Genomic DNA, 20,037 nt, shown 5'->3' with positions numbered 1-20,037 from the left:
AATCGGTTCCCCTTATTTCATCAGGGGCAGGTGGGCCGACAGGTCCGCCCGTTCTCCGCTCGCGCTGACCTTGGCGTCCTGGACGGCCTGTGCCCATCCCACCCGCCCGGTCGCCAGCCGGATCCAGGTCAGCGGATCCGTCTCGACGACATTGGGCGGGGTGCCCCGGGTGTGCCTCGGCCCCTCCACGCACTGCACCACCGCGTACGGCGGCACCCGCACCTCCGTCGAACCGCCGGGCGCCTTCGCGGCGAGCGCGTCGGCGAGGAGCCGGGTACAGGCGGCCAGGGCCTGCCGGTCGTAGGGGATGTCCAGGCCGGGGACGGCGGCGTTGAGGTCGTCGGTGTGGACGACGAGTTCGACGGTGCGGGTGACGAGGTAGTCGGCCAGCGGCAGGGCGCCGGCGCTGGTGGCGAGGAGCCGGGTGCCGGGGTGGGCGGCGAGGGCGGCGGTGAAGCGCTCCTCGGTGGCCGCCAGGTAGGCGGCGGGGTCCGGGTTGCTCCCGGCCAGCTCACGGGCGTGGGCGGCGATGTCCGGAGCGTCGGCCGCGATCGCGGAGGGCCAGTCGAGCAGGGTGCCGTCCTGCTTGGCCGGCTCCGGCAGGCCGGTCAGCCGGGAGACCGCCCCGAGGCTCGTCCCGACGTGCGCCACCAGCTCCCGGACGGTCCAGTCGCCCAGCCGGGTGGGCAGGGCGAGCTGCTCGGGGCCGAGCCCGGGGGCAGCGGCCCGGACGTTCCCGAACTGGGCGAGCACGGCCGAGCGGATTTTGGCGGGGTCGTAGCTGCGGGTGCGTTTCCTGGCCGGTGGCATGGGGGTCAGCCTAGGGCGGCGCTCGCGGAGGGCGCCTGGAAGGTCTCCCCGTTGCGGGGCACCCCGATGCCCTGCCAGGTGAAGGGGACGCCCCGGGCGGATTCCGGGTCCGGGCCGTCCATCAGCTGGAAGTGCAGGTGCGGTTCGGAGGAGTTGCCGGAGTTGCCGCAGCGGGCGACCGGCTGCCCGGCCTGCACCCGGTCGCCCTCGCGGACGGTGAGGGAGCCGCGCTGGAGGTGGGCGTAGGCGGCGAAGGTGCCGTCGCCGAGGTCGAGGACGAGGTGGTTGCCGAGGATGCGGTTGACGCCCGTGACCTCTCGCACCATCCCTTCCGGAAGCATCAGGTACAGCAGCCCTGGCAGGGAGGTGCGGCTGAGGTGATCGCGCTGCCGGCCTCGCGCCCGTACGACGGTGGCGTCGGCGACCGCCAGGATGGGTGCGCCGTACGCCGGGAAGTCCTGGGGGCGGCGGGCGAGCGGCCACAGCCACCGGAAGGGCGGGCGGGCACCCGGCTCGGGCTCGGCCAGGATGTCGATGGCGAAGGTCTGGCCGTAGCTGTGCACGCCGTGGCTGGGGGTGCGGTCGGCCGGGCTGTTCAGCGCGGACCAGCGGCCGGTGACGGGCGGGGCGACCTCGACGGGCTCCCGGGTCGCGCGCGGCTTGTCCGGGGTGCCGCCCCACCGGTTCATCAGGAGGACGACGGCGTACGCCAGGACCACCGGCGTGAAGTTCCACCACCCGGGGCCCACTGACAGACCAAGAGCCAGGTCGGCGGCCACCAGGCCGAAGAAGACCAGCCACAGGACGCGGTAGGCCACCATGCCGAGCTTGCGTGCGGACATGCGATTCCCCCCGGTTCCGCTACGGGCGGGCCGTCGCCAGTGCCACCAGGAGCGGGACGACCCGCCCCCCTGGCACCTCGTGGCGGCCCCGGCCGGTCGTGTGGAGCCAGCCCGTGGCGGTGAGCTGGCGCAGGTGGTGGTAGATCTGACCGGTCGTGCCGACCTCGTCCAGCTCGGCGAGTTCGGCGGCGGTGCGCCGGCCGCCGAGGATCTCGCGCAGCAGCCGGAGACGAACGGGGTGGCCGAGTGCCGCGAACGACTCTGCGGCCGTCGTCCAGTCGCCGTCCAGCAGGTCCTCCGTGAGGACGCTCATCTGCCAGGAGTACTCCTCGCCCGTCGGCAGGCCCACGGAGCCGGTGTAGAGGACACCGCCGTCGGCCACCCCCGCCCCGGACAGCTGCTCCCTCAGGCCGTTCAGAGCCCAGAAGTCGCCCCCGTCGATGCGGGGGCCGGTGCGCTCGGCGCCTTCCAGGGCCGCCAGTCGGCGTTCGAGGTCTGTGACGCGTTGTTCCAGGTCCATGCCCAGAGATTACGGAACTACGTAATTACGTGCAAGAGCCCAGGCGCAGCCCGCATCCGTCCGGGCACGCAGAAGCCCCCGCCCGGCGAACCGGGCGGGGGCTTCGGAGCGGTTGCCTACTTCAGCAGCGCCGGGATCGTGCCCTCGTGCGTCTCCCGCAGCTCGGACAGGGACAGGGCGAACTCGCCCTGGACGTCCACGGTGTCGCCGTCGACGACACCGATGCGGGTGACGGGCAGGCCCCGCGCACCGCACATGTCGTTGAAGCGGACCTCCTCGGAGCGCGGCACGGCCACGACCGCGCGGCCCGCCGACTCGGAGAAGAGGAAGGTGAAGGCGTCCAGACCGTCCGGGACGATCAGTCGGGCGCCCTTGCCACCGAGCAGCGCCGACTCGACGACCGCCTGGATCAGACCGCCGTCGGACAGGTCGTGCGCGGAGTCGATCATGCCGTCGCGGGAGGCCGAGATCAAAATCTCGGCCAGCAGCCGCTCGCGCTCCAGGTCGACCTGGGGCGGCAGGCCGCCGAGGTGGTCGTGCACGACCTGCGACCAGGCCGAGCCGCCGAACTCCTCGCGCGTGTCGCCGAGGAGGTAGAGCAGCTGCCCCTCCTCCTGGAAGGCGACCGGCGTGCGGCGGGCCACGTCGTCGATGACGCCGAGGACCGCGACGACCGGGGTGGGGTGGATGGCCGCCTCGCCCGTCTGGTTGTAGAGGGAGACGTTGCCGCCGGTCACCGGGGTTCCGAGCTGCTGACAGGCGTCCGCCAGACCGCGCACGGCCTCCGCGAACTGCCACATCACCGCCGGGTCCTCGGGCGAGCCGAAGTTCAGGCAGTCGGAGACGGCCAGCGGCTTGGCGCCGGTGGTGGCGACGTTGCGGTACGCCTCCGCCAGGGCCAGCTGGGCGCCGTGGTACGGGTCGAGCTTGGCGTACCGGCCGTTGCCGTCCGTGGCGATGGCGACGCCGAGGCCGGTCTCCTCGTCGATCCGGATCATGCCGGAGTCCTCGGGCTGGGCGAGCACGGTGTTGCCCTGCACGAAGTGGTCGTACTGGCTGGTGATCCAGGACTTGGAGGCCTGGTTCGGGGAGCCGACCAGCTTCAGGACCTGGTCCTTCAGCTCTTCGGAGGTCGCCGGCCGGGGCAGCTTGTTCGCGTCGTCGGCCTGGAGCTCGTCCTGCCAGGACGGGCGGGCGTACGGGCGCTCGTAGACCGGGCCCTCGTGCGCGACCGTACGCGGGTCGACGTCGACGATCTTGCCGCCGTGCCAGTAGATCTCCAGGCGGTCGCCGTCGGTCACCTCACCGATGACGGTGGCGATGACGTCCCACTTCTCGCAGATCTCCAGGAAGCGGTCGACCTTCTCCGGCTCGACGACCGCGCACATGCGTTCCTGCGACTCGCTCATGAGGATTTCCTCGGGCGAGAGCGTCGAGTCGCGCAGCGGGACGTCGTCCAGCGTCACGCGCATGCCGCCGGAGCCGTTCGACGCCAGCTCGCTCGTCGCGCAGGACAGGCCCGCCGCGCCGAGGTCCTGGATGCCGACGACGAGCTTCTCCCGGAAGGCCTCCAGGGTGCACTCGATGAGCAGCTTCTCCTGGAAGGGGTCGCCGACCTGCACGGCCGGGCGCTTCGAGGGCTTGGCGTCGTCGAAGGTCTCGGAGGCCAGGATCGACGCGCCGCCGATGCCGTCGCCGCCGGTGCGGGCCCCGTACAGGATGACCTTGTTGCCCGCGCCGGAGGCCTTCGCGAGGTGGATGTCCTCGTGCCGCATGACGCCGATGGCACCGGCGTTGACCAGCGGGTTGCCCTGGTAGCAGGCGTCGAAGACGACCTCGCCGCCGATGTTGGGCAGGCCCAGGCAGTTGCCGTAGCCGCCGATGCCCGCGACGACACCGGGCAGGACGCGCTTGGTGTCGGGGTGGTCGGCCGCGCCGAAGCGCAGCGGGTCGACGACCGCGACCGGGCGGGCGCCCATGGCGATGATGTCGCGGACGATGCCGCCGACACCCGTGGCCGCGCCCTGGTAGGGCTCCACGTAGGAGGGGTGGTTGTGCGACTCGACCTTGAAGGTGACCGCGTAGCCCTGGCCGACGTCGACGACACCGGCGTTCTCACCGATGCCGACGAGCATGGCGTCGGACTCGGGGGCCTTCTCGCCGAACTGGCGCAGGTGCACCTTGCTGCTCTTGTACGAGCAGTGCTCCGACCACATCACCGAGTACATGGCGAGCTCGGCTCCGGTGGGCCGGCGGCCGAGGATCTCCACGACCCGCTCGTACTCGTCCTTCTTCAGGCCCAGTTCGGCCCAGGGCAGCTCGACGTCGGGGGTCGCGGCCGCGTGCTCGACCGTGTCCAGAGGCGTCCGGCTCATGCGTTGACCAGCTTCTTGAGGATCGAGGTGAAGAACGGGAGGCCGTCGGTGCGGCCGGTGCCGATCAGCGGCTCGACGGCGTGCTCGGGGTGCGGCATGAGGCCGACCACGTTCCCGGCCTCGTTGGTGACGCCGGCGATGTCCCGCTGCGAGCCGTTCGGGTTGAAGTCGAGGTACCGGAAGGCGACACGGCCCTCGGCCTCCAGCTTGTCGAGCGTGTACGCGTCGGCGACGTACTGCCCGTCGTTGTTCTTCAGCGGGATGTGGATCTCCTGGCCGGCCGAGTAGTCGGTGGTCCAGGCGGTTTCGGCGTTCTCCACGCGCAGCTTCTGGTCGCGGCAGATGAAGTGCAGGTGGTCGTTGCGGAGCATCGTGCCCGGCAGGAGGTGCGCCTCGGTGAGGATCTGGAAGCCGTTGCAGATGCCGAGCACCGGAAGACCGGCCTTCGCCTGCTCCAGCAGGGGCTCCATCACCGGAGAGAAACGGGCGATGGCCCCGGCGCGCAGATAGTCGCCGTAGGAGAAACCACCGCACAACACCACGGCGTCGACCTGCTTGAGGTCCTTGTCCTTGTGCCACAGAGCGACCGGCTCGGCGCCCGCGACCCGGATCGCGCGCTGTGTGTCACGGTCGTCCAGACTGCCGGGAAAAGTGACGACGCCAATACGAGCGGTCACTTCACGGCCTCCGCGACTTCCTCGACCCGGATCGTGAAGTCCTCGATCACGGTGTTCGCGAGGAAGGACTCCGCAAGATCATGAATGCGGGCGAGGGCGGCCTCGTCGACCGGCCCGTCAACTTCCAGTTCGAAACGCTTTCCCTGGCGGACGTCCGAGATCCCGTCGAAACCCAGCCGCGGCAGTGCGCGCTGCACCGCCTGGCCCTGGGGGTCGAGGATCTCCGGCTTGAGCATGACGTCGACTACGACGCGTGCCACTGGCACTCCCGGTGTGTGGTGCTGAGCAGGTTCCTTCAGACTACCCGCACAAAATTTCTACGCGCGTCGACTTGTAGGAAACTACGTGACCGTCATCACGATCCGGCATCGACGGACCCACACACGAAATTTTCGGGAAAGATTCCGGATCGACACCCGGCACCCCATTGCCTTCTGACACGCGGAAGGATTTAGTCGGGCTTCACAATGTATTGCCAGGCACTGTACAAATGAATTGGCAAAGTGCCGCATGAAGGGACCGATATTCGTGGCGCAGAAGGTCGTGGTCACTCTCTTTGACGACATCGACGGCTCGGAAGCGACGGAAACGATCGCCTTCGGACTGGACGGCAAGTCGTACGAGATCGACCTGAGCGAAGGCAACGCCGGAGAACTGCGGAAGGCGCTCGCGCCCTACGTGGAGGCCGGCCGCAAGCGGTCCCGCTCGGGCAAGGCCTACCGGCAGACGGAGGTCGCCCCCGACCCGTCGGCCGTGCGCGCCTGGGCCCAGGCCAACAAGATGGAGGTCCCCGCGCGCGGGCGCATCCCCAAGAAGGTCTACGAGGCGTTCACCGCCGCGCAGTGACGGCCCGTCGAGCCCGGCCCCAGGGCCGTCCACCCGCCCCTCGCGGCAACCGACTTGCGCAGCACCCGGGCTGATCAGCTAGAGTCTGGAGCACGCCGAGGGGCGAGGCCGAAAGGCCCAGCTCACGGAAACATGCGGGTGTAGTTCAGTAGTAGAACATCCCCCTTCCAGGGGGAAGGCGCAGTGTGCGATTCCTGTCACCCGCTCTGCATCGCCGTACCGGCCACACTTGTGGATCAGGTAGGCTGGTGCCTGCACCGGTCGGTGAAAGCTGATCGGGAGCAAATGCGGACGTAGCTCAGTTGGTAGAGCGCAACCTTGCCAAGGTTGAGGTCGCGAGTTCGAACCTCGTCGTCCGCTCGGGAATGAAGACCCCGGTCCATCAGGACCGGGGTCTTCTTCATGTCCCCGAGCGTTCGCCTGACATTTGTCATGCCTAGTGATGACAGCGCGCACTGCTTCCAGGCCCGCACGGCCGGGACGCTTGGAGCATGGAAACCAACGGACACGAACACGTGATTGAGGTCACTGACCTGCGACGTGTGTACGGGGGCGGGTTCGAGGCGGTGCGCGGAATCAGCTTTTCCGTCCGGCGCGGAGAGATCTTCGCCTTGCTCGGCACCAACGGCGCGGGCAAGACGTCCACCGTCGAACTCCTGGAGGGCCTCGCGGAACCGGCCGGCGGACGGGTGCGGGTCCTCGGGCACGACCCGTACACCGAACGGGCCGCCGTCCGGCCCCGCACCGGCGTGATGCTCCAGGAAGGCGGCTTCCCCTCCGAGCTCACCGTCGCGGAGACCGCGCGGATGTGGGCGGGATGCGTGAGCGGGGCACGGCCGCCCGCGGAGGTGCTGGCGCTGGTCGGCCTGGAGGCCAAGGCCGGTACCCGGGTCAAGCAGCTGTCCGGCGGGCAGCGGCGCCGCCTCGACCTGGCGCTCGCCCTGCTCGGCGATCCCGAGGTGCTCTTCCTCGACGAACCGTCCACCGGGCTGGACGCCGAAGGCCGCCGGGCCACCTGGGAGTTGGTGAGCGCCCTGCGCGACGGCGGGACGACGGTGCTGCTGACCACGCACTACCTGGAGGAGGCCGAGAACCTCGCCGACCGTCTCGCGATCATGCACGACGGCCTGATCGCCACCACCGGGACACCGGCCGAGGTGACCGCCGCGGAGCCGTCGCGGATCTCCTTCGAACTGCCCGAGGGCTACTTCGTCGGCGATCTCCCGCCGCTCGGCGAGCTGGGCGTGGCCGGGCACGAGACCGAGGGCCGGATGATCCGGCTCCGCACCCGCGAACTGCAGCGGACGGCCACCGAGCTGCTGATGTGGGCCGCGCGGGCCGGGGTGGAGCTGCGCCGCCTGGACGTGCGCTCGGCCTCCCTGGAGGAGGCGTTCCTCGGGATCGCCAAGAACGTCTCGGCGGAGCGGGCCACGGGAACGACGACGAAGGAGTACGCGGCATGAGCGCCACGCAGACGACGTCCCGGCCGGCCACGGCCGCGACGACCCCGCTGAGCCGGATGGCCTCCCTCGCCCGTGCAGAACTGACCCTGCTGGGACGCACCAGGGGCGCGCTCGTCGCCGCACTGTTCGTGCCGCTGGTGATGCCGGTCAGCGTGCGGTCGGCGGCGGAGGAGATGGACCTCGCCGGGGCGGGGCTGAGCACCGGCACGCTGGTGCTGCCCGCCGCGTTCGGCTTCTCCCTGCTGTTCGCCGTCTACTCGGTGCTCGTCGGCGTGTTCGTCGTCCGGCGTGAGGAGCTCGTCCTCAAGCGGCTGCGCACCGGCGAGCTGCGGGACGCCGAGATCCTGGCCGGCTCCGCGCTGCCGGCCGCGCTCACCGGGCTGGCGCAGTGCCTGCTGCTGACGGTGGGCTGCGTCGCCCTGCTGGACCTGTCCGCGCCGTCGGCGCCCCATCTGGTCGTCATCGGCCTGCTGTTGGGGCTCGTGATGTGCGCTGCCCTCGCCGCGGCCACCGCGAGTTTCACCAAGACGGGCGAGAGCGCCCAGGCCACGCCCATGCCGCTGCTGCTGGTCTCGATGATGGGCTCCGGCATGTTCGTACCGCTGGAGCTGCTGCCGGACAAGGTGGCCTCCGTGTGCGAGCTGCTGCCCCTGACGCCCGTCGTCACGCTGGTGCGCGGCGGCTGGACCGGGAACCTCTCCGGGTACGAGGCGCTGGGCGCTCTCGCGACGGCGATGGCCTGGATCCTCATCGGGGTGTTTGCTGTACGGCGGTGGTTCCGCTGGGAACCGCGGCGCTGACCGAAGGGGGAGTGACGGGCCGATGCGCACGCCGGGCAGGTGGTGGCGGCACAAGAGCACGCCGGAGAAGGTCGAGACGTACACGCGGTGGTCGTTCCACTTCTTCGCGGTGATGGAGTTCTTCTCCGTCGGGCTCACGTCCGTGGCCCCGCTCGGGGCACGGCTGGGCACTGCCGTCATGCTGCTGGTGGCCGTGCACGCGGCCCTCTGCTTCGTGACCGTGTCGCGGGCGATCGACTGGACGCGTGGCCGCAGGCCGCAGCCCACCGGACTGCTGTGGACCCTGGGCGCCGTCACCGCCGCCATCGCCGCCGCCGCGATCGGCCTCGCCGAGCACGGACCCGACCGTGAGGGCGTCGACACCGCCGCCGGCGGCGTCTTCGGGGTGATCCTGATCTTCGGCCCCGGCATCATCGCGCTCGGCGTGCGCGACCGGCGGCGCGCGTTCGGCATCGCGGGCGGCTTCGCGGCAGGCACCTGGACCGTGGCGTTCGGGCTCGGCGCCCCCGCTCTCACGGCGCTCTTCACGGCGGTGATCGTGCTGGTCGGCGGCGTGTTCATCGCCTTCACGGCCGTCTTCTCGGTGTGGCTGCTGAACGCCGTCTACCAACTCGACGAGGCCCGCGAGACCAGGACCCGGCTCGCCGTCGCCGAGGAGCGGCTGAGGTTCGGCCGGGATCTGCACGACGTCATGGGGCGCAACCTCGCCGTGATCGCGCTCAAGAGCGAACTGGCCGTGCAGCTGGCCCAGCGGGGGCGGCCGGAGGCCGTGACCCAGATGGTCGAGGTGCAGCGGCTCGCGCAGGAGTCGCAGCGCGAGGTGCGGGAGGTCGTGCGCGGCTACCGGGAGGCCGACCTCGGCTCGGAACTCGCCGGTGCGCAAGGGGTGCTGGCGGCGGCCGGTATCGACTGCACGGTCGGCGGGGTACCGGTGGCCGGGCTTCCGGCCGCGGTGCAGTCCGCCCTGGGGTGGGTGGTGCGGGAGGCCGCGACGAACGTCCTGCGGCACGGGGACGCACGACGGTGTGCCGTGCGGTTGCGGGTGCTGGAGGGGCGCGTGGTGTTGTCCGTGGAGAACGACGGCGTGAGCGAGGCGGCCAAGGAGTCCGGGTCCGGACCGTCCGGTTCGGGGCTCGCCGGGCTGCGGGAACGCCTGGCGGAGATCGACGGGACGCTGGAAGCCGGCCCCGCGGGGCGCGGGCTGTTCCGGCTGACGGCGGAGATCCCGCTGCCGTCGCCGCCCGCCCCTCCCGGCGCCGCCCCGGCCGTCATCGCGCCGCGTCCTGTGAGTGAGGTCACCTCATGACGGCCGTGGAACCCATCCGGCTGCTGCTCGCCGATGACGAGCACCTCATCCGGGGGGCGCTCGCCGCGCTGCTGTCGCTGGAGGACGACCTCGTCGTCGTCGCCGAGGCGGCCACCGGGCCCGAGGCGATGGCGATGGCCCGGGCGCACAAGCCCGACGTCGCCGTGCTGGATCTCCAGATGCCCGGGGCCGACGGTGTGAAGGTCGCCACATCGCTGCGGGCCGAACTGCCCGGCTGCAGGGTCCTCATCGTCACCAGCCACGGGCGGCCCGGTCATCTGAAGCGGGCGCTGGCGGCGGGTGTGCGGGGGTTCGTGCCGAAGACCGTGAGCGCGCAGCGGCTCGCCGAGCTCATCCGTACGGTGCACGCGGGGAACCGTTACGTCGACCCGGAGTTGGCCGCCGACGCGATCGCCGCCGGGGACTCGCCGCTGACCGCGCGGGAAGCCGAGGTTCTGGAACTGGCCGCCGACGGCGCGCCCGTCGCGGAGATCGCCGAGCGGGCCGCGCTGTCGCAGGGGACCGTACGGAACTATCTGTCGTCGGCCGTGTCGAAGCTCGGGGCGGAGAACCGGCATGCGGCCGTGCGGCTCGCGCGGGAGCGAGGTTGGGTATAGTGGTTCTCGCGCCACGGCGCATGCGAACGTAGCTCAGTTGGTAGAGCGCAACCTTGCCAAGGTTGAGGTCGCGAGTTCGAACCTCGTCGTTCGCTCCATCGAGAAGCCCCCCGGTTCCGGCCGGGGGGCTTCTTCGTGTCGGGTCCTACGACCAGCTCGTGCCGGTCAGGCGCTCGTACGCCTCCACGTACTTGGCGCGGGTGGCGTCGACGACCTGCTGGGGCAGGGCCGGCGGGGGCTGCTCGCTCTTACGGTCCCAGCCGGACTCCGGCGAGGTCAGCCAGTCCCGGACGAACTGCTTGTCGTACGACGGCTGCGCACGGCCCGGCTGCCACTGGTCGGCCGGCCAGAAGCGGGAGGAGTCCGCGGTGAGAACCTCGTCCGCGAGGACCAGGTCGTCGCCCTCGAAGCCGAACTCGAACTTGGTGTCGGCGAGGATGATGCCGCGCTCACGGGCGATGTCCCGGCCCCGGGAGTAGACGGCGAGGGTCGCCTGACGCAGCCGGGCCGCGGTGTCCGCGCCGACCTGGCGGGCGACCTCCTCGTAGGAGACGTTCTCGTCGTGCTCGCCGACGGCGGCCTTGGTGGCCGGGGTGAAGATCGGGGCGGGCAGCTCGCTGCCGTCGGTCAGGCCCTCCGGCAGGGCGAGGCCGCAGACCGTGCGGGTCTCGTTGTACTCGGCGAGGCCCGAGCCGGTGAGGTAGCCGCGGGCCACGCACTCCACGGGCACCATCTGCAGCGATTTGCAGATCAGGGTGCGGCCCGCCCAGTCGGCGGGGGCGCCCGCGGGCAGTTCCGTGCTCAGGACGTGGTTCGGGATCAGGTCGGCGAGCCGGTCGAACCACCACAGGGAGAGCTGGGTGAGGATCCGGCCCTTGTCGGGGATCTCGGTCGGCAGCACCCAGTCGTAGGCGGACATGCGGTCGCTGGCGACCATCACGAGGTCGCCCGCCTCGTTGCGGTACAGCTCGCGCACCTTGCCGGTGTGCAGATGCACCAGGCCCGGAACCTGGATCGGCTCGGGCTTTTCGACGAATCCGGACACGGTTCCTCCCCGTGGTTCTGTCCAAGTGGCTCGATTCTCCCGTATGCGAGCTTGATCACCGACAGTGGGTCAGTCCCGTTTGCAGATGCGGTCCAGGAGATTGGCGGTGGCGCGCTGGACGCGCGGGTCGACGTGGCCGGGGCGGTCCAGGGCCGGGGACCAGGCGAACGTTCCTGCTGCGAAGACCCAGGCACCGGAGGGGGCGCGGTACAGGGACGTCTCCTGGTGGCGGAGGACGCCCGCCTTGTCGGCGTACGGGGAGTGGGCGAGCAGCATGCGCTCCTCGTGCTCGGGCAGCGGGGTGCGCGGGAAGTAGCGGTCCGCCTCGCCCGCCACCAGGTTCTCGATCTCGTCGCCCTCGTGCGCCCCGGTCGCCTCCCACAGCCAGTGCCCGGCGTTGCGCACGATCAGCGGGTGCGGTTCGGGGACGGGCCCGGCGTACTGGATGCCCATGAGCTGCTGCTCCGCCCGGTCGATCTCCCGCCACAGCACGGGCTTGCCCGGGCCCCGGCGCTTGCGGCAGGTCAGCAGCCGGTCGGGGACGCCGGACGGGGAGGGGCCCAGCTCCACCTGCCAGTACATGGAGTTGGCGGAGAGGAAGACCAGCGAGGTGCCGGCGTCGCGGGCGAGTTCGACGGTTCGGCGCATGTCCGCCGACCAGTACTCGTCGTGGCCCGGGAAGACCAGGCCCCGGTAGCGGGCCGGGTCGACGCGGCCCGCGTGCAGGTCACTGGCGCCGGCGTAGGCGACGTCGTAGCCGTAGCGCTCGGCCCAGCGGATGAAGTCGTAGGCGTGACCGACGTGCAGGGGGAGGCCGGCGCCCGCGTACGGGCGGTCGAAGGAGACCGTCGTGGCGGCGTCGGACTCGCCGAGCAGGCGGCCCTTCTCGTCCCAGGCGTGGTAGAGGCTGGCGCCGGTGCGGCCGTCCTCCGGGTAGAGGTTGTACGCCTGCCAGGTGACGTCGGGCAGCACGAGCAGCAGGTCGGCGGACTGGTCGTGGCGGACGGTGAACGGGACGTGCGAGCGGTAGCCGTCGGCCGTGGTGAGGACGGCGACGTACGCGCCGACGTTCCAGTACGACGGGACCTGGAGCCGCCAGGACAGCCACCAGTGGTGGCAGGAGACCGTGCGGTCCGCGGTGAGCGGCGCGGGCTGGACGATGCCGGACAGGCGCGGGCTCGTGGTGATCTTCGCGGCGCCGTCACCGCCGTAGTGGCCGATGCGGTAGATGTCGACCGCGAACTGCTGGGGCGGGTCGACGGTGATGTGGAAGTCGATGGCCTCACCGGGCGCGACCGCGCCGGTGGACGTGAAGCCCTTGATCTGACGGTGGACGTCATCGGCCGCGCGGGGGCCGCCCGAGCGGCTGCCCTTCTTCGACGGGTGGGGGGCGTCCTGGTCCACGTACCAGGGGACGACCTGGCCCGAGTCGTCGAAGTACGTCACGTTGCCGCGCAGCCACGGTACGGGGCCCTGCCCGAAGGGATCCGTCACGGCGTGCGCCAGTGCTCCCGACTCCCAGCGGCGGATCTGCTCCGAACCCATGGTTGCTTCCCCTCCCCTTGCCCCCGTGGTGGTGCCTGCCGGTGTGGTGTGTGCGGGCGTGTGCGGTGTGCTGTGTACCGGTGTGGTGCGTGTCGTGCTCTGCGGTGGGTGCGACGCCTTCGTGCCTATGTGCTTGTCGTATGTCGCAAGCCCTTGCCATGCGCGGGAACGGTCCCAGCACATCACATAAAGCGCGCACTCCGTCACTGTTCGTTTCGAATTGGCCAGAACCGGAAGTGGGTGCTCCGGGTGGTCAGCCGAGGCGGACCGGCTTCTCCGGGCGTATGCCGAGCTGGGAGAGCCAGACCCGCAGAGGCGTGGCGTCGCCGTCTTCGATGAGGGTGAGGACCTTGGGCGCCAGATCGGCCGTGCGATCACCGTCGATCAGGAGGGTCGGGCCGTCCAGCCAGTCCAGGCCGGGAGTCGCGCCGGCGGTGTCCATCGCGGCGCAGCAGACCATCGCGGTGAGGTGGTCGGCGAGCAGTTCCCTGGCCGTGCGCGGGGGCTGGAGGGGGAAGAGGGGCAGGGCGCGGTCGTCCCAGAGCGCCACGGGGTCGGAGGTGGGGGGCGGCGAGGCGGGCGACGGGGTCGCCGGGGAGGGGGCGGCCTCCTCACGGGCCAGTTCGGCGCTGAGCCGGGCGGCGAGGGTGGCGCTGGGGGCCGTCGTACCGGAGAGGTCCTCGTCTTCGAGGGGGTACGCCGCGCCGGGGCTCGGGGTGGTGTGCGGTCCGGAGGCGGCGAGGTCTCCTGCGGGGCTGCCGGCCGGGTCGCTCCCGGCCGTCCATGCGGTGCCCTGGTCCGTCAGGTGGTCCAGGACGCGGGAGAGGGTGGGGGCTCCGGTCGCGGGGGCCGCGGGCCCGGTGGCGGGGCGGACGCCCATGGTGTCCAGGACGCGGTGGAGGCGGGCCGCGTCGAGGCGCCACTTGCGGTCGACGACCTCGTCCGGATACTCGCTCCAGTCCACCGGCGACCAGTCGGGCCCCGACCCGGCGGGGCCGCCGTGGAAGAGGCGGGCGGCGAGGAGGGAGGCGGCCTCGTCGACCGCGCCCGGCTCCTCCAGCAGATCGCAGGCGGGCCGCTCGCCGAGCCGGGACGCGAAACCCTCCGCCAGGCGGTCACGCCGGGACAGCTCCGTGAGCGCCGCGACCACACCGGCGTCCAGCCGGGACGGCCAGCGGCCCATCCGCCAGGCGGGCAGCGCCACCCGGGTCAGCAGCCGGTCCCAGCCCGCGTACGCCAGGCCCACCTGCTCCTGGGCGACGATCCGCAGCCCGTAATCCACGGCCTGTGCGCGCTCCGCGGCCGCCACGCCCCGCTCCATCTCGGCGGCGTGAACGCGACAGCTGCGCAGCAGCAGCCGGGCGACCCAGCCGACCCCGGCGAGCACCGCTCGCGAGACGGGCTCGCGGCGGGGCGCCGAGGCCACGGCCACCGCGGCGTCCAGGCCCCGGACGAAGCGCCGGGCGGCGGCTATGTCCGGGTGGGCCGAGGGGCCCGTTCCGGCGATGACCGGGGCGAGGACCGCGCGCAGCTCGCCGACCCGCATCCACCACAGGAACGGGGAGCCGATGACGAGGACCGGCGCGACGGGGTGCCGGCGGTGCGCCTGCTTCCCCGGTCCCGCTATGTCGTGGTGCTCCTCGGCCGGGGGCGGGCCGTGGGCCGGGTGCGTGCGGTCCTCCAGCCAGCTGTCGCAGTCCGGGGTGAGCGCTATCGCCGAGGGCGCGGGGACGTCCAGGCGGTCGGCGAGGTCGCGCACCATGCGGTACAGGTCGGGAGCCGCCTCCTCGGTGACCGGGACGGTCGGGCTCATGGCGGGCCGGGCCCGGGCGACGACCAGGGCGATCCCGGCGGCGGCGAGCAGCACGAGGACCGCGACCGGTGTCAGGACCCAGCGGGCCGCGCCCCAGACGGGGCCCTCCAGGCGGTCGCCGGCGGCGCCCGCGAGCAGGATCACGGCGACGGCGGCCGGCAGCAGGGCGACGGCCAGGGCACGGCTGCGGATGCGCAGGACGGCCAAAGCCCGTGCCCGCGCGGCCTGCGCGCCTGCTTCCACACCCATTCCGGTCACTACCGACCTCACCCCCTCCCCGTTGACCTGATGCTGCCCTTGCTCACTCCCCCACTGTGGCACCCGCCACTGACATCGCAATGCCGGTGGGCCAAGTGCCGGAACGCTTGCGCCGCACCCTAGTTGGGGCTCCGCCGCCCGTCAGCCGGAAAGGGCATCGGTCACCCGATGGAATGGCTTTGGGGAGAGGTGGATGACGGACAGCGAGCATCAGGCCCCCACCTCTCGCATACTTCCGGCCTCACCTCTCGCGCACCTCCGGCCCCGCCTCTCGCATACGTCAGGCCCGGCCCCTCGCATACGAAAGGCCCCGGATCCTGAGACGGATCCGGGGCCTGTGGGGTTCATCGGCGGGGTTCATCGGCGGCGGGGTGGTTTCCCCGCACCGCAGGGGCCGGTTACGCGCCCGCCGCCTTCGCGGCGATGTCCGTGCGGTGCTGGGAGCCGTCGAGGCGGATGCGGCCGACGGCCGTGTAGGCGCGGTCGCGGGCCTCGGTGAGGTCCTTGCCGGTGGCCGTCACGGACAGGACGCGGCCGCCCGCGCTGACGACGGCGTCCCCCTCCTGCCGGGTGCCGGCGTGCAGCACGTACGCGTGCGGGGCGTCCTGGGCGGCGACCTCGTCGAGACCGGTGATGGGGTCGCCGGTGCGCGGGGTGCCGGGGTAGTTGTGCGAGGCGACGACCACGGTCACGGCCGCGTCGTCGCTCCAGCGCAGCGGCTCCAGGTGGGCGAGGTTGCCGGTGGCGGCGGCCATCAGCAGCCCGGCCAGCGGCGTCTTGAGCCGGGCCAGGACGACCTGGGTCTCGGGGTCGCCGAACCGGGCGTTGAACTCGATCACGCGGACACCACGGGAGGTGATCGCGAGACCGGCGTAGAGCAGGCCGGAGAAGGGTGTGCCGCGCCGCTGCATCTCGTCCACGGTGGGCTGCAGCACGGTCTGCAGCACCTCGTCGACCAGCTTCGGGTCGGCCCACGGCAGCGGGGAGTACGCGCCCATGCCGCCGGTGTTGGGGCCCTCGTCGCCGTCGAGCGCGCGCTTGAAGTCCTGGGCGGGCTGGAGGGGGACGACCGTCTCGCCGTCGGTGACGGCGAACAGGGAGACCTCGGGGCCGTCGAGGTACTCCTCGATGACCACGCGCTCGCAGGCCGCCGCGTGGGCCCGGGCCGCTTCGAGATCGCCGGTGACGACGACACCCTTGCCGGCGGCGAGCCCGTCGTCCTTCACGACGTACGGAGCGCCGAAGGCGTCGAGGGCCGTGTCGACCTCTTCCGGTGTCGTGCAGACGTAGGACCGGGCCGTGGGCACCTCGGCCGCCGCCATGACGTCCTTCGCGAAGGCCTTGGAGCCCTCCAGCTGCGCGGCTTGGCCGGACGGGCCGAAGACCGGGATGCCCGCCTCGCGCACGGCGTCGGCGACACCGGCGACCAGCGGGGCCTCGGGGCCGACGACCACGAGCTCCGCGCCGAGGCGGGTGGCCAGCGCGGTGACGGCGGCGCCGTCCAGGGCGTCGACCTGGTGCAGCTCGGCGACCTCGGCGATGCCGGCGTTGCCGGGGGCGCAGTGCAGCGCGGTGACATCGGGGTCGTGGGACAGGGAGTGGCACAGGGCGTGTTCGCGGGCGCCGCTGCCGATGACGAGGACCTTCACGGGGGTCAGCCTAACGGGAGGCGCCGGGTTCCCTTTGTGCGGGCCGCCGAGGGGAGGGGGGATCTTGAGCTGGAGGTTCCTCCAAGGGGCCGGCTATTCGTTGGTGAACTCCTCGACCACCGTCGCTCCCAGCTCCCGCACGATCAGCTCCTGGCCGGAGAGGGCCGACTCGTCGAGGTCGGGGTCGTCGTCCTCGGGGATGTCCTCCTCCGCGGAGACGTGACGCGGCTGCGGGGCGGAGGGCTGGGGGACGGCAGCGGCCGGGGTGGAGCCGGCGGCGGGAGCGGGGCCGCTCAACTGCTGGGACGGGGCGGCCGGGGGAGCCGGCTGGGGCGGGGCGGGACGCTGGGCCGTCGCCGTACCGCCGCCGGTGCTGTGTCCACCGCCACCGCCGGCGTTGTATCCGCCACCGCCGCCGAACCCGGAGGGGCCGCCGCCGGAGGCCGGGGGCGCGGAGCCGCCCGAGGGGTCGACGATCGCCTCGATCTTCCACTGGACGTTGAACTGCTCGCCCAGCGCCTGCCGCAGCACGTCCTCGCTGCCGCTGCTCAGGAAGTTGTCCCGGGCACCCGCGTTGACGAAGCCGAGCTGGAGGGTCGTGCCGTCGAAGCCGGCCACCTGGGCGTTCTGGCTGAGCAGGATCCAGGTGAAGCGCCTGCGGTTCTTGACCGCGTCCAGGATGTTCGGCCAGAGCATGCGGGGGTCGAGATGGGCACCACCCGTGGGGGCCGGGGCGGGGGCGGGTGCCGACGTCGCCTGAGGCTGGGCCGCCGGAGGGGTGCTGGGGGCGGGGGTGCTCGTCGGCGGGGTGCTCGTCGGCGGGGTGTTCGCCGGTGGGGTGTTCGAGGCGGGCGCGCCCGGGGCGGCCGTGGGCCAGCCGCCGGGGCGACGGCCGCCGCTGCCCGCGGAGGCGGCGGTGGGCCAGGCGCCGGGGGAGGGCTGGGCCGGTGCAGGCTGGGGCTCCTGGGCGGGGGCGCCGGTCGCTTCGGGGGCGGCGTGCGCCGGGGGCGCGGCGGCCGGTGCCGGCGGCGGCGCGCTCTGGCCCGGAGACGACTGGGGCACACCATGACCCGCCGTCGTAGGGGCGGGGCCGGGCGCTGCCGCAGCAGGGCCGCCGCCGCTGCCCGGTGCTCCCGTCGCGCGGACCGCCGCACGGGCCGCCGCCGGGCCGCCGCCCGCCGGCACCGGACCGCCGCCGCTCGCCTGGACCGGAGCGGGGGCCGCTCCCCCATGGCCCTCCGGGCCGGGCACGTATCCCATGGCGGGCGCGCCGGACGGGCCCGCGGAGAAGTTCACTCCGCGCTCGATCCGGTCGAGGCGGGCCATTACGGAGCGCTCGTCGCCGTAGGCGGCGGGGAGCAGGACGCGGGCGCAGATCAGTTCCAGCTGGAGACGGGGCGAGTTGGCGCCCCGCATCTCGGTCAGGCCCTCGTTGACGAGGTCGGCGGCGCGGCTCAGCTCGGCGGGGCCGAAGGTGCCGGCCTGGGCCTGCATGCGCTCGATCACATCGGCGGGGGCGTCGATGAGCCCCTTCTCCGCCGCGTCGGGCACGGCGGCGAGGATCACCAGGTCGCGCAGCCGCTCCAGGAGGTCGGTGACGAAGCGGCGGGGGTCGTTCCCCCCCTCGATCACGCGGTCGACGACCTCGAAGGCCGCGGCTCCGTCGCCGGTAGCGAAGGCCTCGACGACCGAGTCGAGGAGGGAGCCGTCCGTGTAGCCGAGCAGGGCGGTGGCCATGGCGTAGGTCACACCGTCCGCCGCGGCGCCCGCGAGGAGCTGGTCCATGACGGACATGGAGTCACGCACGGATCCGCCGCCGGCCCGCACGACGAGCGGGAGCACGCCGTCCTCGACCGGGATGGTCTCCTGCTGGCACACCTGCCCGAGGTACTCCCGGAGGGTGCCGGGGGGGACGAGCCGGAAGGGGTAGTGGTGGGTCCGGGACCGGATCGTCCCGATGACCTTCTCCGGCTCGGTGGTCGCGAAGATGAACTTGAGGTGCTCCGGCGGCTCCTCGACGACCTTCAGCAGCGCGTTGAAGCCGGCCGACGTGACCATGTGGGCCTCGTCGATGATGTAGATCTTGTACCGGCTGCGGGCGGGCCCGAAGAAGGCCTTCTCGCGCAGGTCACGGGCGTCGTCCACGCCGCCGTGGGACGCCGCGTCGATCTCGATGACGTCGATGGAGCCGGGGCCGTTGCGCGCGAGGTCCTGACAGGACTGGCACTCACCGCAGGGCGTCGGCGTGGGCCCCTGCTCGCAGTTCAGGCAGCGGGCCAGGATGCGGGCACTGGTCGTCTTGCCGCAGCCGCGCGGCCCGCTGAACAGGTACGCGTGGTTGACCCGGTTGTTCCGCAGCGCCTGCTGCAGCGGGTCGGTGACATGCTCCTGCCCGATGACCTCGGCGAAGGTCTCGGGGCGGTAGCGGCGGTACAGAGCGAGAGACGACACGCATACGAGGTTATAGGCGCCCACTGACATCGGGCCCGGCCCGGACCCGGCCGGGAGATCGGTCCTGGAACGCAGACGCCCCCCACGCACCCGCCAGAGCCAACCTACCCTTGCTGCCTTCCGGCCCTGGGGGAGTTCAGTCAGATAGCGCCGCGTGAGGGGCTGCGCCAAGGCTACCTGATGTCTGGGGCGGGGAACGAGTTCGCGAGCACTCCTCTCGGTCATGTAATGTTTCCGGCGGAGGATTCGCCTAGAGGCCTAGGGCGCACGCTTGGAAAGCGTGTTGGGGGCAACCCCTCACGAGTTCGAATCTCGTATCCTCCGCCAGCCCAGAGGGCCGGACCGCGAAAGTGGTCCGGCCCTCTGGCGTTCGTGAGCTCATGACGCTTTCGTCGTTGACCGTTTTGCGCTCCTGCTGCGCCCCGCAGGGGCGGGTGTCTTCTTCCGCTTGGGCTTTTCCGCGGGGGATTCGGTCCGTGGGGGCGTCGCCCGCGTAGGGGCGGTCTTCCACTTCAGCTCGATCTCCAGCTCGATCTCACCGCCGCCGATCTCGACCTCCAGTTCGCTGTCGAGGTCGTCGGGGATCCGCAGGCCCAGCGTCCCGGGGCCGAGGTCCAGCTCGGCGTCCCCGCCTTCCCGCAGGGCGTCTGCGAGTGCCGTGAGCTGGTCAGCGGCCTCTTGGCGTGACAGTGAACGCTTCTGCTCGAACTTGAGGTCCTTCATGGGGCCCTCCGATGTGGCACGAGGAATGGACAACCCGCCCTGGAGTGATGTGCGGGCTCGTGGGTCAGTCACCCGCCCCCGGACCCCAGTGCTCGGGCCCCACGCCGCGCCAGTCGATCCACGCCACCTCCGCCACGTCCGCCGGGTCGATCTCCAACCCGGCACGGCGGAGGAACTCCGCGACGTCGACGACGCTGTGGGCGAGTCCGAGGATCTCGCCGTCCACGCGGACGCGCCGGCCGCCCGAGGGCGACGGCGGATGCACGATCACACGAATAGGTCCGGACATGCCTTCAG

The 20,037-nt window shown here is 72.1% G+C and carries 18 protein-coding genes, 4 tRNA genes and 1 other RNA gene; 9 read left to right on the top strand and 14 right to left on the bottom strand.

The annotated features are described in order from the left end of the window. Positions 1-12: 12 nt before the first annotated feature. The 6 genes from HNR57_RS37980 to purS all read right to left on the bottom strand — a co-directional run bounded on the left by HNR57_RS37980 (position 13) and on the right by purS (position 5,484). Complete coding sequence (locus tag HNR57_RS37980; protein WP_184567789.1) at positions 13-810, bottom strand: maleylpyruvate isomerase family mycothiol-dependent enzyme; 798 nt, start codon at positions 808-810, stop codon at positions 13-15. A gap of 5 nt (positions 811-815) precedes the next feature. Then, positions 816-1,652: a M23 family metallopeptidase gene (locus HNR57_RS37975; RefSeq protein ID WP_184567787.1), complete on the bottom strand. Its 837-nt coding sequence runs from the start codon at positions 1,650-1,652 to the stop codon at positions 816-818. A 19-nt stretch (positions 1,653-1,671) separates the two neighbouring features. Beyond that, positions 1,672-2,172, bottom strand: a complete 501-nt coding sequence (locus HNR57_RS37970) for an ArsR/SmtB family transcription factor (RefSeq protein ID WP_184567785.1) — start codon at positions 2,170-2,172, stop codon at positions 1,672-1,674. 116 nt (positions 2,173-2,288) lie between these two features. Then, entirely contained in the window at positions 2,289-4,547 is a 2,259-nt protein-coding gene (purL, locus tag HNR57_RS37965) for a phosphoribosylformylglycinamidine synthase subunit PurL (RefSeq protein WP_184567783.1), read from the bottom strand. Beyond that, positions 4,544-5,224, bottom strand: a complete 681-nt coding sequence (purQ, locus tag HNR57_RS37960) for a phosphoribosylformylglycinamidine synthase subunit PurQ (RefSeq protein WP_184567781.1) — start codon at positions 5,222-5,224, stop codon at positions 4,544-4,546. Before purQ ends, purL begins: the two co-directional genes overlap by 4 nt. Beyond that, positions 5,221-5,484, bottom strand: a complete 264-nt coding sequence (gene purS / locus HNR57_RS37955) for a phosphoribosylformylglycinamidine synthase subunit PurS (protein WP_033314267.1) — start codon at positions 5,482-5,484, stop codon at positions 5,221-5,223. Before purS ends, purQ begins: the two co-directional genes overlap by 4 nt. 268 nt (positions 5,485-5,752) lie before the next feature. Here purS and HNR57_RS37950 point away from each other — a divergent pair, with 268 nt between their 5' ends. The 8 genes from HNR57_RS37950 (at position 5,753) to HNR57_RS37915 (ending at position 10,354) form a co-directional block, all read left to right on the top strand. Next, entirely contained in the window at positions 5,753-6,070 is a 318-nt protein-coding gene (locus HNR57_RS37950) for a histone-like nucleoid-structuring protein Lsr2 (RefSeq protein WP_184567838.1), read from the top strand. 134 nt (positions 6,071-6,204) lie between these two features. Continuing rightward, positions 6,205-6,276: transfer RNA gene (locus HNR57_RS37945), tRNA-Gly, on the top strand. Positions 6,277-6,357: 81 nt separating this feature from the next. Further along, positions 6,358-6,430, top strand: a tRNA-Gly gene (locus HNR57_RS37940). A 131-nt stretch (positions 6,431-6,561) separates the two neighbouring features. After that, positions 6,562-7,533: an ABC transporter ATP-binding protein gene (locus HNR57_RS37935; protein WP_184567779.1), complete on the top strand. Its 972-nt coding sequence runs from the start codon at positions 6,562-6,564 to the stop codon at positions 7,531-7,533. Further along, on the top strand, positions 7,530-8,333 hold the full coding sequence (locus HNR57_RS37930) for an ABC transporter permease (protein ID WP_184567777.1): 804 nt from the start codon (positions 7,530-7,532) through the stop codon (positions 8,331-8,333). Before HNR57_RS37935 ends, HNR57_RS37930 begins: the two co-directional genes overlap by 4 nt. A 22-nt stretch (positions 8,334-8,355) precedes the next feature. Then, positions 8,356-9,639, top strand: a complete 1,284-nt coding sequence (locus HNR57_RS37925; RefSeq protein ID WP_184567774.1) for a sensor histidine kinase — start codon at positions 8,356-8,358, stop codon at positions 9,637-9,639. Beyond that, positions 9,636-10,256 (top strand): response regulator transcription factor, encoded by a 621-nt coding sequence (locus HNR57_RS37920; protein WP_184567772.1) that lies wholly within the window; start codon positions 9,636-9,638, stop codon positions 10,254-10,256. Before HNR57_RS37925 ends, HNR57_RS37920 begins: the two co-directional genes overlap by 4 nt. Before the next feature lie 22 nt (positions 10,257-10,278). Further along, positions 10,279-10,354 (top strand) — tRNA-Gly (locus HNR57_RS37915). A gap of 47 nt (positions 10,355-10,401) precedes the next feature. On the opposite strand, the gene HNR57_RS37910 is transcribed toward HNR57_RS37915, so the two are convergent. The 6 genes from HNR57_RS37910 to ffs form a co-directional block, all read right to left on the bottom strand. Next, positions 10,402-11,301, bottom strand: a complete 900-nt coding sequence (locus HNR57_RS37910; protein ID WP_184567770.1) for a phosphoribosylaminoimidazolesuccinocarboxamide synthase — start codon at positions 11,299-11,301, stop codon at positions 10,402-10,404. Positions 11,302-11,370: 69 nt separating this feature from the next. Further along, positions 11,371-12,846 (bottom strand): N,N-dimethylformamidase beta subunit family domain-containing protein, encoded by a 1,476-nt coding sequence (locus HNR57_RS37905; protein ID WP_184567768.1) that lies wholly within the window; start codon positions 12,844-12,846, stop codon positions 11,371-11,373. Between the two features lie 253 nt (positions 12,847-13,099). Further along, on the bottom strand, positions 13,100-14,908 hold the full coding sequence (locus tag HNR57_RS37900) for a Rossmann-fold NAD(P)-binding domain-containing protein (protein WP_184567766.1): 1,809 nt from the start codon (positions 14,906-14,908) through the stop codon (positions 13,100-13,102). A gap of 407 nt (positions 14,909-15,315) precedes the next feature. Further along, entirely contained in the window at positions 15,316-16,566 is a 1,251-nt protein-coding gene (purD, locus tag HNR57_RS37895; protein ID WP_184567764.1) for a phosphoribosylamine--glycine ligase, read from the bottom strand. A 93-nt stretch (positions 16,567-16,659) separates the two neighbouring features. Then, positions 16,660-19,017: a DNA polymerase III subunit gamma and tau gene (locus HNR57_RS37890; protein ID WP_184567762.1), complete on the bottom strand. Its 2,358-nt coding sequence runs from the start codon at positions 19,015-19,017 to the stop codon at positions 16,660-16,662. A gap of 71 nt (positions 19,018-19,088) precedes the next feature. Beyond that, positions 19,089-19,183: signal recognition particle sRNA small type (ffs, locus tag HNR57_RS37885), an RNA gene on the bottom strand. Positions 19,184-19,256: 73 nt separating this feature from the next. Between ffs and HNR57_RS37880 the strand changes: the two genes are divergently transcribed. After that, positions 19,257-19,344: transfer RNA gene (locus HNR57_RS37880), tRNA-Ser, on the top strand. Positions 19,345-19,395: 51 nt separating this feature from the next. Here the strand turns inward: HNR57_RS37880 and HNR57_RS37875 are convergent. Together HNR57_RS37875 and HNR57_RS37870 are read right to left on the bottom strand one after the other, a co-directional pair. Then, positions 19,396-19,740 carry an amphi-Trp domain-containing protein gene (locus HNR57_RS37875; RefSeq protein ID WP_184567761.1) on the bottom strand — a complete coding sequence of 115 codons (345 nt, stop codon included), beginning with the start codon at positions 19,738-19,740 and terminating at the stop codon, positions 19,396-19,398. Positions 19,741-19,804: 64 nt separating this feature from the next. After that, the gene (locus HNR57_RS37870) at positions 19,805-20,029 is read right to left on the bottom strand and encodes a hypothetical protein (RefSeq protein ID WP_184567758.1); all 225 of its coding nucleotides are present in this window, start codon (positions 20,027-20,029) and stop codon (positions 19,805-19,807) included. Positions 20,030-20,037 lie beyond the last annotated feature (8 nt).

Origin of the sequence: Streptomyces paradoxus, from assembly GCF_014202475.1 — a bacterium.
GTDB classification, from domain to species: domain Bacteria; phylum Actinomycetota; class Actinomycetes; order Streptomycetales; family Streptomycetaceae; genus Streptomyces; species Streptomyces paradoxus.
The sequence above is the reverse complement of the archived record's forward strand: the minus strand, read 5'-3'. Positions and strand labels throughout refer to the sequence as shown.

Bases quoted from the DNA above. Each gene is read 5' to 3' on its own strand.
- HNR57_RS37980 (WP_184567789.1), bottom strand. From the start codon at position 810: ATGCCACCGGCCAGGAAACGCACCCGCAGCTACGACCCCGCCAAAATC.
- HNR57_RS37975 (WP_184567787.1), bottom strand. From the start codon at position 1,652: ATGTCCGCACGCAAGCTCGGCATGGTGGCCTACCGCGTCCTGTGGCTG.
- HNR57_RS37970 (WP_184567785.1), bottom strand. From the start codon at position 2,172: ATGGACCTGGAACAACGCGTCACAGACCTCGAACGCCGACTGGCGGCC.
- purL (WP_184567783.1), bottom strand. From the start codon at position 4,547: ATGAGCCGGACGCCTCTGGACACGGTCGAGCACGCGGCCGCGACCCCC.
- HNR57_RS37935 (WP_184567779.1), top strand. From the start codon at position 6,562: ATGGAAACCAACGGACACGAACACGTGATTGAGGTCACTGACCTGCGA.
- HNR57_RS37930 (WP_184567777.1), top strand. From the start codon at position 7,530: ATGAGCGCCACGCAGACGACGTCCCGGCCGGCCACGGCCGCGACGACC.
- HNR57_RS37925 (WP_184567774.1), top strand. From the start codon at position 8,356: ATGCGCACGCCGGGCAGGTGGTGGCGGCACAAGAGCACGCCGGAGAAG.
- HNR57_RS37920 (WP_184567772.1), top strand. From the start codon at position 9,636: ATGACGGCCGTGGAACCCATCCGGCTGCTGCTCGCCGATGACGAGCAC.
- HNR57_RS37905 (WP_184567768.1), bottom strand. From the start codon at position 12,846: ATGGGTTCGGAGCAGATCCGCCGCTGGGAGTCGGGAGCACTGGCGCAC.
- HNR57_RS37900 (WP_184567766.1), bottom strand. From the start codon at position 14,908: ATGGGTGTGGAAGCAGGCGCGCAGGCCGCGCGGGCACGGGCTTTGGCC.
- HNR57_RS37875 (WP_184567761.1), bottom strand. From the start codon at position 19,740: ATGAAGGACCTCAAGTTCGAGCAGAAGCGTTCACTGTCACGCCAAGAG.
- HNR57_RS37870 (WP_184567758.1), bottom strand. From the start codon at position 20,029: ATGTCCGGACCTATTCGTGTGATCGTGCATCCGCCGTCGCCCTCGGGC.